Consider the following 15,328-nt stretch of genomic DNA (forward strand, 5'->3'; position numbering starts at 1 on the left):
GAATTCAAGCGCCTGGTTTGGTTCAATCACAGTTTGCGGGTCGTCGCAATATCTGCGCGGCATTGCTCATGCGGCATTTTGAACCTATCGGCATGCGGCCGAGTGCCTGCGCCGTCAGGAACATGCGGCATTGCTTGACCAGATGGCGCCGCACAGTCGCAAACCCCTCAAGTCCCATTTTCGCCGTACTCGGCTGAAAAGAGAGCGAGGCCTTTCATTTCGGCGTAGGACCGCCAAGAATAGTCACACTGATTCGTCCGTTTAGAGGTCTACATGCGTCGTCCCTACCGCCTTCGCGCCTGCCTTGCCTTGATGCTTGCGGGGGCCGTCGCATTACCCGCAGTCGCGCAGCAGCCGGGACCTCGGCCGACTCCCAACACCCCATCGGCACCGGCTCCTTCCGCGCCGGCTCCTGCCCCATCGGCCCCTGCCCCATCGACTGGTGCCGCACCGAAGACCGGGCAGAATGCACAGCAGGCGCCACAGAGCCCTGCCCCCGGTTCTCCGGCACAGCCCGGCAACGTGAAGGAAAACCACGGTGCCTGGTCGATCATCTGCGACAAGCCGGCCGGTGCCTCCGTCGAGCAGTGCGCGATGATGCAGAACGTGATCGCCGAAGATCGCCCGGAAGTCGGCCTGTCCGTCGTCGTCCTCAAGACCGCCGACCGCAAGGCGCGCATCCTGCGCATCCTTGCCCCGCTCGGCGTTCTCCTGAAGGACGGCATGGAGCTCTATGTCGACAGCAACAATATCGGCCGCGCCTATTTCACCCGCTGCTTCTCGGAAGGCTGCTATGTGGAAGTGGAAATCGACGACGAGCTGATGCGCATCCTTCGCGCCGGCAAGAACGCCGTGTTCGCGCTGCGCGAGTCCGCTGATCAGGACCGCGTCGGCATCCCGATCGAGCTCAACGGTTTTGGCCCCGGCTACGACGCGCTTCCGTAAAGACGCTTGTTTCGGCGGATTGCCGGAACTACATCGGGCTCCAGATATCTCGACTTGGGCGCGTATGCATTCGCGCCCCTCGGTCCCGAATGCACTGACGTGCGCAAGCGGAGCATAGAACAATGAACACCGACCTGATCTCCCTCTTCGATTGCGACGAGACGAAGCTGCGTTCGATCCTGAGCCAGGCGCTGTCAGGCGCTGACGATGGCGAGCTCTATCTCGAGCATGCCCAGGCGGAATCGCTTTCGTTCGACAATGGCCGCCTGAAGGGTGGTTCGTTCAACACCGACCAGGGTTTTGGCCTGCGCGCCGTCGCCGGCGAGGCTGTCGGGTATGCGCATGCGGGCGAGCTTTCGGCGTCCGCGCTATCGCGCGCTTCCGATGCCGTGCGCGCCGTCACCGCCAACCATTCCGGCTCCTATGCCGCCGCACCCCAGCGCACCAACAAGAAGTACTATGGCGACGAGAACCCAATCGGCTCTCCGAGCTTCGAGGCCAAGGCCAAGCTTCTGACCGAGATCGACGCCTATCTGCGCGCCAAGGATCCGAAGGTACGGCAGGTTTCGGCAAGCCTTGCCGCCAGCTGGCAGGTGGTCGACATCCTGCGCGCCGATGGGCACCGGGTGCAGGACATCCGGCCGATGACGCGCATCAACATTTCCGTCGTCGTGGGTGACGGCGACCGCCAGGAATCGGGTTCGTTCGGCACCGGCGGCCGGATCGGGTTCGGCGATTTCGTCGCGACCGGCAACTGGCAGGCAGGCGCCGACGAGGCGCTTCGCCAGGCACTGGTCAATCTCGAGGCGATCGACGCACCGGCCGGTACGATGGATGTGGTGCTTGGCAATGGCTGGCCGGGCGTGATGCTGCACGAGGCTGTCGGCCACGGGCTGGAAGGCGATTTCAACCGCAAGAAAACATCGGCCTTTGCCGGTCTGATGGGCGAGATGGTGGCAGCCCCCGGCGTCACCGTCGTCGACGACGGCACGATCGACAACCGCCGCGGGTCGCTCACCGTCGATGACGAAGGCACGCCTTCGGCCTATAACGTCCTGATCGAGGACGGAAAGCTGGTTGGTTACATGCAGGACCGCCAGAATGCGCGGTTGATGGGTGTGGCACCCACCGGCAACGGCCGCCGCCAGGGCTATGCGCACATCCCTATGCCGCGCATGACCAACACATTCATGCTGGGCGGCGACAAGTCCCCGCAAGAGATCATCGCATCGGTCAAGAAGGGCATCTATGCCGTGTCCTTCGGCGGCGGACAGGTGGACATCACCTCCGGCAAGTTCGTGTTCGGCTGCACCGAGGCCTACATGATCGAGAACGGCAAGATCGGCGCGCCGGTCAAGGGTGCGATGCTGATCGGAAACGGACCGGACGCGATGAAGCGCATCTCGATGGTCGGCAACGACCTGAAGCTTGACACCGGCATCGGCAATTGCGGCAAGGGCGGCCAGTGGGTGCCAGTTGGCGTCGGCCAGCCGCATCTGCGGATGGATCAGGTCACGGTGGGCGGCACCAAGGCGTGACGCGGCACCGGTCCAACGCGCTGGTTCCCGAGCTCTCCGTCAGCGATTGGCGCAAAAGCTGCGATTTCTACTGCGAGCTGATCGGTTTCGATATCGTCTATGACCGTCCGGACGAAGGGTTTGCATTCCTGGCGCTTGGCCAGGCGCAACTGATGATCGACCAGATCGGTATCGGCCGAGATTTTGCTCTGCCCGACGGGGCGTCCCCCGCCTATCCGTTCGGTCGCGGCTTGAACCTGCAGATCGAGGTTCCATCCTCGGGAGCGATCCTGACGCGGCTGCAGGCAGCGGGCGTGCCCCTTCAGCTCGAACCGGAAGACAAGTGGTATCGCCGCGGCGATCATGAGGTCGGCAATCGGCAGTTCATTGTTGCCGACCCTGATGGATATCTGCTGCGGCTGTTCGAACATCTGGGAGAGCGGCCCCTGCCGCTCTGAACCCGTCGGCGTGACGGCTTGACACCTTCGGCCAAATCCCTGCAGTTGCCGGCTTTGTAACAGTGCAAGCCGATCCATGCCCTCCTCCACCCCCATTGCCGACATGTTCAGCCTCTGGCTTCCCGGCCATTCGCCGGGTGAACTCGCCTTCGTGTTCTCAGCCGCCATGATCGCCGGCCTTGCCCGCGGGTTCTCGGGATTTGGCGGCGCCCTGATCTTCGTGCCGCTGGCAGGCACGGCGATCGGTCCGAAACTCGCGGCGGCGCTGCTGCTGGTCATCGATGGCGTGATGACGCTCGGGATGGTGCCGGACGGCTGGCGAAGGGCAAACCGGCGCGAGGTGTTCACGATGATGATGGGTGCCGTCGTCGGCGTGCCCGTCGGTGCGGCGGCGCTGGCATTGCTTCCCTCCGTCACCCTGCGCTGGATCATCTCGGTCGTCGTCTTGTGCCTACTCGTGTTCCTCATCTCCGGCTGGCGCTACCAGGGCCGGCCGAAGGCGCCGTTGACCGTTGGGGTCGGGGCGTTGGCCGGCCTGTTTGGAGGCGCGGCGCAGATGTCGGGACCGCCGATCGTTGCCTACTGGCTTGGCGGCGCGACGGCACCTGATGTCGTCAGGGCAAACCTCGTCCTCTATTTTGCGCTCGCCAGCGTCATCTCGTCAGTGTCGTATCTGATCGGCGGCATCCTGACGTTCGAGGTGCTGCTGATCGCGCTGATCGCAGGGCCGGGCTACGGGATCGGGCTGTACGCGGGTTCACGGCTGTTCGGGCGTGCGAGCGAGGCGACGTTCCGGCGTATCTGCTTTTGCCTGATCGCATCCGCCGCCCTGATCGGCCTGCCGCTGTTTGACGGCATGATTCGCTAAAACAGGTCTTCAGCAACGCTTAACGGCTGACACGGTAGGTTGCATCTCGGGGTTGAACGGGCGTGGCGACGATGGTGAATTTGAAAGCAAAGTTGCCGGCGGCATGGGTCCGTGGTCTGAAACGTCAGGTCACGACGACGGGTCTCGAGGCGTCGGCAGCACTCGCGCGGGCCGGCATGCTGGCAGGTGCGCGCGGTCGTGGTTCTATCTTCACGCTTCATCACGTGCGCCCCAAACAATCGCTCGCGTTCCAGCCGAGCGGTCATCTGGAGGTTACCCCGGAATTCCTGGCCGATGCGATCGAACGGCTCTCGGCGGATGGATATGCGTTCGTGCCGCTGGAGGACGTGCCGGAGCGGCTTGCCAATCCGGCCGGCCAGCCGTTTGCCGCCTTCACGCTTGACGATGGCTATCGCAACAACGCCGAACATGCGCTGCCGGTATTCGAGAGATACGGCGTGCCCTTCACCGTTTTCGTCGCCCGCGGCTTTGCGGAGCGGACCCATTCGATGTGGTGGGAGACAATGGCGGACCTGATCGGTCGCGAGCGGGAGCTGAGTTTCGATTTCGGCAATGGACCCGAGCGGATCGAGCTCGGCTGTGAAGAGCAGAAGTTCGACGCCTTCGACCGGTTTGCCGATCTCGTGTTTCGCGATGACGAGGCAAGTGCCGTTTCCAGGATGGATGCGCTTGTGCGGTGTTACGGTATCGACCCGTTGCAGATGACCGCCGACCTGACGATGGATCCGGCCGAGCTCCGCGAACTTTCGCGGCACAAGCTCGCAACACTTGGCGCCCACACAATCAGTCATCGCGCCGTCGGGCGGCTGTCGGAAGCGCAGGCGCGGGCCGAGATGGCGAGTTCTGCCGACTATGTGGAAGAACTGACCGGGATACGGCCGACCACGATCGCCTATCCCTACGGCACGCGGAAGGCGGTGGGCGAGCGCGACTACCGCATCGCCCGCGACCTCGGCTTTTCGGTCGCCGTCACGACCCAGCCGGGCACGATCTGCGAGAAATGGCTGACCCGGCTGACGGGTCTGCCGCGGATTTCGCTGAACGGCCATTACCAGCGGGCGCGCTATGTGTCGGCGCTCGCCTCGGGCATTCCCTTCAAGCTTGCGCGCTAGGCGCAAGCTCTCATCGGTCGCTCACGGATACATCCGCACCTTTTCCCAGGCACCGTCTGGCGTATCGCGGCGGAATTCGATCCGGTCATGCAGGCGGAACGGTCGATCGTGCCAGAACTCGATCGACACGGGACGGATGCGGAAACCGGACCAGTGCGGTGGCCGCGGTATCTCGCCGATCGCAAATTTCGCGGTGTATTCGGCCACGGATTTTTCCAGCGCGAAACGGCCTTCGAGCGGCCGTGACTGTTTCGAGGCCCAGGCGCCGATTCGGCTTCCGCGTGGCCGCGTCGCATAATAGGCATCCGCTTCGGCATCGCTGACGATCTCGACAGGGCCCCGCAGACGCACCTGACGTCTCTGCGACTTCCAGTGAAAGACCATCGCAGCCTTTTTCTGGCCGAGAATTTCCTCGCCCTTCTGGCTTTCGAAATTCGTATAGAATACAAACCCGTCCTCGTCGTAGCCCTTCAGCAGGACCATTCGCACATTGGGAAGCCCATGTTCATCGACGGTCGCAAGCGCGACGGCGTTCGGATCGTTGATCTCGCTGGATTCGGCATCCTTCAACCACGACCCAAATAAGGTGAAGGGTTCACTTTCCTGCGTGAAGTCACCGCTTGTTAACCCGTTTTCCGACATATTGACTAAAGTGCTCCCGATCTGATGAACATGCCCGAGACACTTGGCCGGACAGGATGCAAGGTGATTGTGATAGCAAATTCGATGTGCCGTACAAAGAGCCTGAATGGCGCCAGCCTGCGAATCATCGCGATCGTCGCATTGTGCGGTTCGCTTGGCAGCTGCACCAGCATGGATGTGTTCGGCGGCGCGGACAAGGTCGATCGTAGTATCTCGACGAGCAGCATTCCCAGCAAGCCAAAAGCGGGTGATCCGCAATCGGACGAAGCCACCGTGCGCAATGCCGTGACCTCGGCCGATCTCGCCAAGGTGGGTGCGAACCCCCTTCCCTGGGCAAATTCGGCGACCGGCAGTGCCGGTGTCGTCTCCTCGATCCACGAGGACCGGAGCGCCGGCCTACTCTGCCGCGCCTTCACCACCAGCCGCCATTCCTATGAAGGAATATCGCTGTTTTCCGGTCAGGCATGCCGGACCGAAACGGGCGACTGGTCGCTCACGGCATTTGACCGCCAGTAGTGTTAAGGCCAGCACTGTGCGGTAAACGTTTTGTTTACCGTAACATGCATCGACCTTCTCTCCGTAACCTCTGATTCAGCAATTCCTCCATACGGTTACTGCCTGTGATCCGGCCAGCCTCGGGGCATGAGGAACCGAAGGCTGCCGCGAGAGTTGTTGAGTTACGGGGGGTCCGGAATTGGATACGCGACCCACCGCCCCAAGCTTTACGGGTGGTTTCAAAATGCGCGATCCCTACTCTATTCTCGGCGTCAATCGGAGCGCCAACGCTGACGAGATCAAATCGGCGTGGCGTTCGAAGGCAAAGACCATACATCCCGATCAGAACCAGGACGACCCCGATGCCGGCGAGCGCTTCGCCGAAATGGGCCAGGCCTATGAGGTGCTGAAGGATCCCGAGCGGCGCAAGCGCTACGACCGCGCATCCGCTCTTCAACAGACATTCATGCAGCAGCGCCAGGCAGCCCGCGAAGCGGAAATGCGTGCCAAGGCTTCCCGCGAGCGCGCGGCAAAAGTGATGGAAGAGCTTGCCCGTGCCAGCGCCAAGCGGGCGCAGGCCGAAGTGCTTCAATCCCAAGCGCAGCAGCAACAGCAGAACGGCAAGGCCCGCGGCGATGCTCCGCCGGAACCGGCCGAAGACATGGTCGAGCGTATCTTCGGCGTCTCGCCAGACGGCCAGACCGCCGACTCCGGACAGAAGAAAACCGCAGACGAGGCGTCGACCGCGCAGGCCGCTCGTCCATCGTCGAAAAGCGACGCGACAGGAGCCGATGCAGCGGATGAGGGTCCCGGTAGCCGCCCGGCCCCGCAGACCACCGGCATGGGTTCCGGTCTTCTCAACACGCTGCTGCGGCGCATCCGCGGTGAAACCGTGACCGTTCTCGAAACGGCACCGGATCTTCTGGCCGAAGCGGTCGTGACGATCGAAGACCTTCTCAACAGGGGTTCGGTCGTCGTGCATTCCAGCGACGATCGTGACGTGCGCGTTTCGCTTTCCGCGGGCATGACCGAGGGTCATGTTGTGCGGCTGAAGGGCCAGGGGCTGAAGCTTCCCGGGATGAAGCAGGGCGATCTCGTGGTGACCCTGAAAGTGGCCAAGCATGCGGATTTCCGGGTGAGCGGTTTCGATATCCACACCATTTTGCCGATCTCTCTCGAAGACGCCGTTCTCGGCGCCGAGCCGATGCTGAAGACGCCGGAAGGCGAGCAGACGATCGCGGTTCCCGCATGGTCGGGGTCCGATCAGGCAATCCGGCTGGAAGGCATGGGGCTCTACAACGATGCAGGCGGCCGCGGCGATCTGGTGGCGGAACTGCGCATTGTGCTTCTCGAAAAGCCCGACCCGAAGGTGACCGATCTGATGCGCCACATGCGCCACGGGCTGTATCTGTAAGACATCGATCCCCAACCGGCTCCGGCGACAGCTGAAACGTTGGCCTCCCCTTTCGCCAAAGAGTGGGCCTACGAGTTGGTATCCGCAAGCTTGAACCCTTGCCCTGCCTATGTCATAGGCAAGGCCAAATCGAGTTTCCAGGGGATATTCATGGTTCAGGCTTCCGGCCTCATGTCAGGCAAACGCGGCGTCGTCATGGGTGTCGCCAACAATCGCTCCATCGCATGGGGCATTGCCAAGGCCATTCACGATCAGGGTGGCGAAGTTGCTCTGACCTACCAGGGCGACGCCCTGAAGAAGCGGGTCGAACCGCTCGCTGCCGAAATCAACGCTTTCATGGCCGGCCACTGCGATGTGAGCGACGAGTTGACCATTGATGAGGTGTTCGCCAACATCGAGAAGAAGTGGGGCAAGATCGACTTCTTCGTGCATGCGATCGGCTTCTCCGACAAGGATGAACTGACCGGCCGTTATGTCGATACGACGCCTGACAACTTCGCCAAGACGATGCAGATCTCGGTCTACTCCTTTACGTCGGCCGCACGCCGCGCCGAAAAGCTGATGACGGACGGCGGCGCCATGCTGACGCTGACCTATTACGGTGCCGAGAAGGTGATGCCGAACTATAACGTCATGGGCGTTGCCAAGGCTGCACTTGAAGCCAGCGTCAAATACCTGGCGGTCGACCTCGGACCGAAGAATATCCGTGTCAACGCGATCTCGGCCGGCCCGATCAAGACGCTTGCTGCGTCCGGCATCGGCGACTTCCGCTATATCCTCAAATGGAACGAGTATAACGCACCGCTTCGCCGCACGGTCACGATCGAGGAAGTGGGCGATGTCGGCCTTTATCTTCTGTCGAACCTGTCGCGCTCCGTCACCGGTGAAATCCACCATGCCGATAGCGGATATCACGCCATTGGAATGAAGGCCGTCGACGCGCCTGACATTTCCGTCGTGAAGGACTGAGCGCCCCGTGCTTCTCTACGTCATCCGTCACGGCCAGACGGACTGGAACGCTGAAGGCCGGCTTCAGGGTCAGAAGGATATTCCTCTGAACGATACGGGCCGTCTTCAGGCTACCGGCAATGGTGAAGCGTTGAGAGATCTGCTCGGCGACGATGTCGCCGGTTTCGACTTCGTGGCAAGCCCGCTCTCGCGCACCCGCGAGACGATGGAGCGGCTGCGCACAGCGATGGGGCTCGATCCCCTCGCCTACCGGACCGACGACCGGCTGGTGGAAGTTTCGTTCGGCGACTGGGAAGGCCAGACGCTGGCTGAAGTCAAAAAACTCGAGCCCGAGCTGCTGAAGGAAAGAAAGCGCCAGAAATGGAGCTTCATTCCGCCGGGCCAAACTGCCGAGAGCTACGAAATCCTGTCATGGCGCATTGGCGCCTGGATGCAGTCTCTGACCGGTCCGACCGTGGCGGTTGCCCATGGCGGCGTCATCAGGTCGATCTTTCGCCTGATCGGCGGCGTTGGAGAAGAAGAAGCATCGTCCATCGCCATCCATCAGGACCGTATCCTGAAAGTGGAGCCGCTCGCCGGCCGGATGGAATGGCTCTGAGCCGCTGAGGCCCGGTTCCGGCCCTTACTGTACGATTTCGAGATCGTCCACGACGCGGTTGCCATCGACGACCGTGTAGAACACCAGAACCTTGACGCCCGCCTTCAGGCCCTCGAAGTTGAACTCTTCCGGCACCTTGTAGGTCTTGCCGTCGTCCAGCGTCAGGCTGAGCGACTTGGCGTCGATCGTCTTGATCGTCGCCTCGACGTCCACGCTCTGCGCCCAAGTGCTCAGCGGCGAGAAAACACCGGCGGTCGCAAGCAAGGCAGCAATGAGGATACGCATGATGAAGATCCCTGGAACAAACGGTCTGTACTAATTCGGTGCAAGATAGCCTGCCGATTGTGGCGAAAATTGCTCGCCAGCATGACATTTTCGCTACAAACAACAGTTTGATTATTAACCATATTCTTCCAAATTCAAGACGTCTCAAGACCAAATCGAACGTTTAGTGACCGCGTTTACCAACTATTTGCAATAAAACGCAGCTTCACAGCTCTAAGGCGGATGTGGAATGGGAAATTAACTGCGCCACAATACAGTTATACCCGGTCACAAGAGTTAACGAGAAGGTGTTCAGTTTTGGCGCTCTGGCGTTCCTCCATTACCGAAAGGTTTCGCCCTTTCAGCAGTGCGTGCGCGCCTGCCGTCGCAGCCTTCCTCGTTTCGCTGACAGTTATCGTCACCGCGGTGGTCCTCGATCACCGATTCGTGCAGAAACATCGCGATGATATTCACGCCGCCACGACACGCGCGGCCGGCACGGCGGCCCGTCAGATCGCCTCGCGACTGGAGCTTGATTTCGCGGTCGCCGATAGCTTGCGCAATGCGTTGATCGGTCAGGCAGGATACAAGCCCAACGATATGCAGACCTCCGCTCGTCAGGCACTCGCCGACCTGCCACACCTTTCCGCAGTGATCGCGGCACCGGGCTTCACACCAACGACCTTCTTCCGCCGCGACAGCTTGGCCGGTGAGACCGGTATCGATCTTGCTGGTCTTAAGGCGGATCTCGACCGGGCCGGCAACAAGGCGCGCCCAAGCGTGCTGACCGGATCGCAGACGGGCAGGCTTACCCTCATCATGCCGGTGCCTTCCGCCAGCGGACAGGAAGCCGGGCTCTGGGGCGCTCTGGTTCTCGTCCTCGATGTCGCCGATCTGCTTGATCCCGCGACACGCCCTCAGGTTGGCGACGCGGCACAAACGTCCGAGACGGTCTTCGACTGGCTCGATCTCGCGCTCGTCGACAACAGTCGAGCCGACCAGGCCGTGTTTTACGGCAATGAAGCGGTAAAGGGCGGCGATCCGGTCCGGTGGTCGATCACCGTCAAGGGTACGGACTGGCAGATCCTTGCGGCGCCGCGCGTCGGCTGGAATGCTTCGCCCGCCGGTCAGATGCGGTTCCGGTTGATCCTGGCGCTGGCATCGCTTGCGATCGTCTTGCCGGTGCTCATTGCGACCTCGCTGATTTCGGAACGCAACCGGCATATCGAGACGCTGCGGCTGCGCGAAAACAAGCTGTTTGCACTGTCGCGACGGTTCGGGCTTGCCATGGAAGCGTCGATGATGGGCATCTGGGAAGTGACCGATGAGGGTGTGCAGCTCTCCTGGGACGATCGCTCCGCCGCTCTCCACGCCAATCCGTCAGCCACCACCGGCAACCGGTTCGATGACTGGATGGCATCGATCGCGCCTGAGGACAGGGCTGTCGCGGAAGCGCATCTCTTTACAGTTCTCTGCACCGACAGCCCATCGACCGAGACCTATCGCCTGATCCTGCCCGGCGGCGACATCCGGCATCTTCGCTCCGCCGGCGCGAGGGTCCAGAACGAGCGCGGCATCCAGGCGACCGGCATCGTCTGGGACGTCACCGCCGACGTGACGATGGCACAGACCCTGCGCGACGCGAAAGACAATAGCGAGGTCAAGAATGCCGAGCTCGAACTGGCGCTCGACGAATTGTCGGACCGGGAGCAGGAACTGGAAGGTCTGTCGCGCAAGCTCGACCTCGCACTCGGTTCCTACGGATGCGGCGTCTGGGAATATGATCCGGCAACCGGCAGCGAGATATGGGACGCTCGCATGTGCCAGCTTTATGGCGTTGCCCCGATTGCCGGCCCCCTTCCCCACGACTTCTGGCTGTCTCTGCTGGTTCCGGAGGATCGCCAGAGTGCTCTTGACGCGGCAATGCGTTACCTTTCCGGCGACGTCGAGGAGGCTCTGATCGTTCGCGTGCCGCAATCTGACGGCAGCCTCCGCTATATCCGGTCCGTCGGTCAGCTGGTGATCGGTCGCGACGGTTCACGCAAGCTTATCGGGCTCGCCTTCGACGTGACCAAAGATGCGGTGATGACGACCGAGCTCAAGTCTGCGAAAGCGGAATCGGATGCTCGCAATGTCGAGCTTCAGATGGCCAAGACCCGCATCGAGCACAATGCGCTGCACGACCCGCTGACGATGCTTGGGAATCGCCGCAAACTGGACATGGAACTCGACCACCTCTCGCGTGCAAGCCAGGTGGAGCGGCAGAAGTTCTTCATCCTCCATCTCGACCTCGACCGGTTCAAGCAGATCAACGACACGATGGGCCATGCCGCCGGTGACGCGATGCTGGTGCATTCATCCCGGATCCTGTCGCGCAACGTGCGTGACGAGGATATCGTTGCGCGGATCGGCGGCGACGAGTTCGTCATCCTGATGAACAATTCCGCATCCATCGAGGACGTGGCCGAGCTTTCGCAGCGGATCATCGCCGAGTTTCGTCAGCCCTTCGACTTCGACGGCTTTTCCTGCCGGTGCGGCGTTTCGATCGGCATTGCGCAGGCAACCGGTCTCAATGTCGATGCACGACGCACGCTGGTCAACGCCGACATCGCGCTCTACCGAGCCAAGGGCCTCGGCCGCAACCGTTTCGAATTCTTCACGCTCGTCCTGCAGGAAGAGATCGTCAGCCACAAACGGACCGCCGACGAAGTGCTCTCGGCGATCGACAACGGCGAGTTCGTGACCTGGTACCAGCCGCAGTTTTGCGCCAGAACCGGTGAACTGACCGGGGCCGAGGCGCTGCTGCGCTGGAACCATCCGCATCACGGCATCCTGGCGCCGGCGCGGTTCCTGAGGATCGCGGAAGACCTCAACGTGTCGGCGGTGCTCGACCAGATCGTGCTTGAGACGGTGCTGAAGGACAAGATGCGCTGGACCGCGCTCGGCCTCAAGGTGCCGAAGGTCTCCGTCAACGTCTCGTCGAAGCGGCTGCATGACGAAAACCTGATCGCCAACCTCGAGTCGCTGTCCATCACACCCGGCGAGATCTGTTTCGAGCTGGTGGAGTCGATTTTCCTCGACGACGGCGACGTGTCGGTATCGGGCAATATCGAACGCATCAAGGGAATGGGCATCGACATCGAGATCGACGATTTCGGGACCGGTCATACCTCGATCGTCTCGCTGCTGAAGCTGAAACCGAAGCGGCTGAAGATCGACCGGCAGCTGGTGATGCCGATCCTCGAAGCGCCGCAGGAACGGACCATGGTCCGCTCGATCGTCGACATTGCCCGCTCGCTCGGCATCGACACAGTGGCGGAAGGTGTGGAGACGATGCAGCATGCGGAATTGCTGCGCGAACTCGGCTGCGACCTTCTGCAGGGCTATGCCTTTGCCAAGGCCCTGCCCTTTGACGAATTCGTTGAGGCGGCCAGAGCCGACTGGCTCAAACAGGCGGCATGAATGGCACAGAATGGCCGGCCGTGCATCCATGTCCGGCATCGACAGCCCGATATGGGGCAAGAAGGGCTTGTCGCCCGCCGACCTTTTCCATAAGACATCCGCGTCAAAGTTTGACGTCCAAGATTGACGGAGGCGGCCCCTCCGAAGCCGGTTAGTGAAATGTCGTACAATACTTTCGGTCATCTTTTCCGTGTCACGACCTGGGGCGAAAGCCACGGGCCGGCGCTCGGCTGCGTCGTGGACGGATGCCCTCCCGGCCTGCGCTTCACGCTTGCCGAAATCCAAGCCTGGATGGACAAGCGCAAGCCCGGACAGTCGCGTTTCGTGACCCAGAGGCGCGAGGACGATATCGTCAAGATCCTCTCCGGCGTGATGATGGATGCCGACGGCGAGACGATGATCTCGACCGGCACCCCGATCTCCATGCTGATCGAGAATACCGACCAGCGCTCCAAGGACTACGGCGAGATCGCCCGCAGCTATCGCCCCGGCCATGCGGATTTTGCCTACGATCTTAAATACGGAATTCGAGATTACCGCGGTGGCGGCCGCTCATCGGCCCGCGAGACGGCAGCGCGTGTCGCTGCCGGCGCGATTGCCCGCAAGGTCGTGCCGGGAATGACCGTGCGCGCAGCCCTGGTGCAGATCGGCAAGCACAAGATCAACCGTGACAACTGGGACTGGAGCCAGGTCAACGAGAACCCGTTCTTCTGCCCCGACCCTGAGATGGTGCCTGTCTGGGAAACCTATCTCGACGGCATCCGCAAGGCCGGATCGTCGATCGGCGCGATCGTCGAGGTCGTGGCGGAAGGCGTTCCCGCAGGGCTTGGCGCACCGATCTATGCCAAGCTCGACCAGGAAATTGCTTCCGGCCTGATGTCGATCAATGCCGTGAAGGCCGTCGAGATCGGCGATGGTTTTGCCGCCGCCGAGCTTTCCGGCGAGGACAATGCCGACCAGATGCGGATGGGCAACGATGGCCAGCCTATCTTCCTCTCCAATCATGCTGGCGGCATTCTCGGCGGCATTTCGACCGGCCAGCCGATCGTTGCCCGCTTCGCCATCAAGCCGACCTCGTCGATCCTGAGCGAGCGCCAGTCGATCGACGCTGATGGCAACAATGTGGATGTTCGCACCAAGGGTCGCCACGATCCTTGCGTCGGCATCCGCGCCGTGCCGATCGGGGAGGCGATGATGGCCTGCACGATCGCCGACCATTTTCTCCGTGACCGGGGTCAGACCGGTAAAACCCGCTAGGAATCATCACATGCCCTACGATCAGAAGCGCGTCGTCGACGCCATCCGCGCCTTCGAAGCCGGCGAAATCGTCGTTGTTACCGATGACGACGGACGCGAAAACGAAGGCGATCTGATCGTCGCTGCGGTTCACTGCACGCCGGAAAAGATGGCCTTCATCGTGCGCCACACATCCGGTATCGTCTGCACGCCGATGCCGCGCAGCGAAGCCAAGCGCCTGAACCTCAACGCCATGGTGGCGGAAAACGACAGCGCGCATACGACCGCCTTTACGGTGACGGTGGATTTCAAGCACGGCACGACGACCGGGATCTCGGCCGACGACCGGACGCTGACGGTGCGCAACCTCGCCAACCCGAATGTCGGCCCGGCCGACTTCGTGCGTCCCGGCCACATCTTCCCGCTGATTGCCCGCGAAGGCGGCGTTCTGATGCGGTCCGGCCATACGGAAGCGGCCGTCGACCTGTGCAAGCTCGCCAACCTGCCGCCGATCGGCGTGATCTGCGAACTCGTCAACGACGACGGCACGGTGACGCGCGGTCCTCAGGTGACGGAATTTGCGATCACCCATGGCCTGAAGCAGGTGTCCGTTGCCGATCTCATCGCCTATCGCCAGCGCAAGGAAACGTTGATCGAGCTGCACGGCACGTTCGACATCGAGACCCCGAAGGGCAAGGCCAAGGCACACGCCTACTCCCTGCCCTGGGAGACGATGCAGCACGTCGCCATCGTGTTTGGAGATATCAGGGACGGCGTCGACATTCCGGTCCGCCTTCATCTGGAAGACGTGGCGCGCGATGTGTTCGGCGCGGCGCGCTCCGTGGACCGTTACATGGCAAAGATCGCCGACGAGGGTCGCGGCGTCATCATCTATCTGCGCGAGGGTTCGGTTGGCGTCGGTGCCAGCACGACGTCGCGCAAGGTCCGCTTCGGCGAGGAATCGCACGCGGAGGCCAAGGTCCGCGACAGCGAGTGGCTGGAAATCGGCCTCGGCGCCCAGATCCTGCGCGATCTCGGCGTGTCTTCGATCAAGCTTCTGACCAGAAGCGAACGTCATTACGTCGGCCTCGAAGGGTTCGGCATCCAGATCGCCGAGACCGTGATCTGCTGAACGGCCACTGAGCGGAGCGTGTTTCCGTGCTGACCTTTTGAAATAGAGGTTGTCGCGGGAACATCGCATTTGCGCACGGGTTCAGTCTCAGGACGTTGCTGGAAAATGCCGGCGACGTCCGACAGACGCAACCGTGCAAGGATCAAGTCCGTGACCCGAAGCCTGAACATCGTTCCGCCAGCCCTCGATCCCGCC

Annotated in this window: 14 protein-coding genes; 12 read left to right on the forward strand and 2 right to left on the reverse strand. The window is 62.0% G+C overall.

Annotated elements, in window-relative coordinates; genetic code table 11:
- Nucleotides 1-273: 273 nt before the first annotated feature.
- The 5 genes from AC0JZ8_RS18905 to AC0JZ8_RS18925 all read left to right on the forward strand — a co-directional run bounded on the left by AC0JZ8_RS18905 (nucleotide 274) and on the right by AC0JZ8_RS18925 (nucleotide 4,921).
- A complete protein-coding gene (locus AC0JZ8_RS18905) occupies nucleotides 274-945 on the forward strand; it encodes an invasion associated locus B family protein (RefSeq protein ID WP_471893185.1) in 672 nt (223 codons plus the stop codon).
- Between the two features lie 122 nt (nucleotides 946-1,067).
- Nucleotides 1,068-2,483 carry a metalloprotease TldD gene (gene tldD, locus AC0JZ8_RS18910; protein WP_062453633.1) on the forward strand — a complete coding sequence of 472 codons (1,416 nt, stop codon included), beginning with the start codon at nucleotides 1,068-1,070 and terminating at the stop codon, nucleotides 2,481-2,483.
- Entirely contained in the window at nucleotides 2,480-2,920 is a 441-nt protein-coding gene (locus AC0JZ8_RS18915) for a bleomycin resistance protein (protein WP_062453634.1), read from the forward strand. The genes tldD and AC0JZ8_RS18915 overlap by 4 nt, the downstream gene beginning before the upstream one ends.
- A gap of 76 nt (nucleotides 2,921-2,996) precedes the next feature.
- A complete protein-coding gene (locus AC0JZ8_RS18920) occupies nucleotides 2,997-3,788 on the forward strand; it encodes a sulfite exporter TauE/SafE family protein (protein ID WP_471893186.1) in 792 nt (263 codons plus the stop codon).
- Nucleotides 3,789-3,880: 92 nt separating this feature from the next.
- Nucleotides 3,881-4,921, forward strand: a complete 1,041-nt coding sequence (locus AC0JZ8_RS18925) for a polysaccharide deacetylase family protein (RefSeq protein ID WP_471893399.1) — start codon at nucleotides 3,881-3,883, stop codon at nucleotides 4,919-4,921.
- A gap of 21 nt (nucleotides 4,922-4,942) precedes the next feature.
- On the opposite strand, the gene pdxH is transcribed toward AC0JZ8_RS18925, so the two are convergent.
- A complete protein-coding gene (gene pdxH, locus AC0JZ8_RS18930) occupies nucleotides 4,943-5,563 on the reverse strand; it encodes a pyridoxamine 5'-phosphate oxidase (RefSeq protein WP_062579430.1) in 621 nt (206 codons plus the stop codon).
- A 63-nt stretch (nucleotides 5,564-5,626) separates the two neighbouring features.
- Between pdxH and AC0JZ8_RS18935 the strand changes: the two genes are divergently transcribed.
- The 4 genes from AC0JZ8_RS18935 (at nucleotide 5,627) to AC0JZ8_RS18950 (ending at nucleotide 9,039) form a co-directional block, all read left to right on the forward strand.
- The gene (locus tag AC0JZ8_RS18935; protein ID WP_244474003.1) at nucleotides 5,627-6,079 is read left to right on the forward strand and encodes an RT0821/Lpp0805 family surface protein; all 453 of its coding nucleotides are present in this window, start codon (nucleotides 5,627-5,629) and stop codon (nucleotides 6,077-6,079) included.
- Nucleotides 6,080-6,302: 223 nt separating this feature from the next.
- Complete coding sequence (locus AC0JZ8_RS18940; protein ID WP_471893187.1) at nucleotides 6,303-7,472, forward strand: DnaJ C-terminal domain-containing protein; 1,170 nt, start codon at nucleotides 6,303-6,305, stop codon at nucleotides 7,470-7,472.
- 150 nt (nucleotides 7,473-7,622) lie between these two features.
- The gene (gene fabI, locus AC0JZ8_RS18945) at nucleotides 7,623-8,441 is read left to right on the forward strand and encodes an enoyl-ACP reductase FabI (protein WP_471893188.1); all 819 of its coding nucleotides are present in this window, start codon (nucleotides 7,623-7,625) and stop codon (nucleotides 8,439-8,441) included.
- A 7-nt stretch (nucleotides 8,442-8,448) separates the two neighbouring features.
- Nucleotides 8,449-9,039: a histidine phosphatase family protein gene (locus AC0JZ8_RS18950; protein WP_174195751.1), complete on the forward strand. Its 591-nt coding sequence runs from the start codon at nucleotides 8,449-8,451 to the stop codon at nucleotides 9,037-9,039.
- A 24-nt stretch (nucleotides 9,040-9,063) separates the two neighbouring features.
- Here the strand turns inward: AC0JZ8_RS18950 and AC0JZ8_RS18955 are convergent, their stop codons facing one another.
- Nucleotides 9,064-9,324 carry a DUF1344 domain-containing protein gene (locus AC0JZ8_RS18955; protein ID WP_062453640.1) on the reverse strand — a complete coding sequence of 87 codons (261 nt, stop codon included), beginning with the start codon at nucleotides 9,322-9,324 and terminating at the stop codon, nucleotides 9,064-9,066.
- Between the two features lie 297 nt (nucleotides 9,325-9,621).
- On the opposite strand from AC0JZ8_RS18955, the gene AC0JZ8_RS18960 reads away from it, so the two are divergent.
- The 3 genes from AC0JZ8_RS18960 to ribB all read left to right on the forward strand — a co-directional run bounded on the left by AC0JZ8_RS18960 (nucleotide 9,622) and on the right by ribB (nucleotide 15,133).
- Nucleotides 9,622-12,765: a putative bifunctional diguanylate cyclase/phosphodiesterase gene (locus tag AC0JZ8_RS18960; RefSeq protein WP_471893189.1), complete on the forward strand. Its 3,144-nt coding sequence runs from the start codon at nucleotides 9,622-9,624 to the stop codon at nucleotides 12,763-12,765.
- 159 nt (nucleotides 12,766-12,924) lie between these two features.
- Complete coding sequence (gene aroC, locus AC0JZ8_RS18965) at nucleotides 12,925-14,022, forward strand: chorismate synthase (protein WP_471893190.1); 1,098 nt, start codon at nucleotides 12,925-12,927, stop codon at nucleotides 14,020-14,022.
- A 10-nt stretch (nucleotides 14,023-14,032) separates the two neighbouring features.
- Complete coding sequence (ribB, locus tag AC0JZ8_RS18970) at nucleotides 14,033-15,133, forward strand: 3,4-dihydroxy-2-butanone-4-phosphate synthase (RefSeq protein WP_062453643.1); 1,101 nt, start codon at nucleotides 14,033-14,035, stop codon at nucleotides 15,131-15,133.
- Nucleotides 15,134-15,328 lie beyond the last annotated feature (195 nt).

The sequence above is a fragment of the Velazquezella soli genome (genome assembly GCF_977018685.1).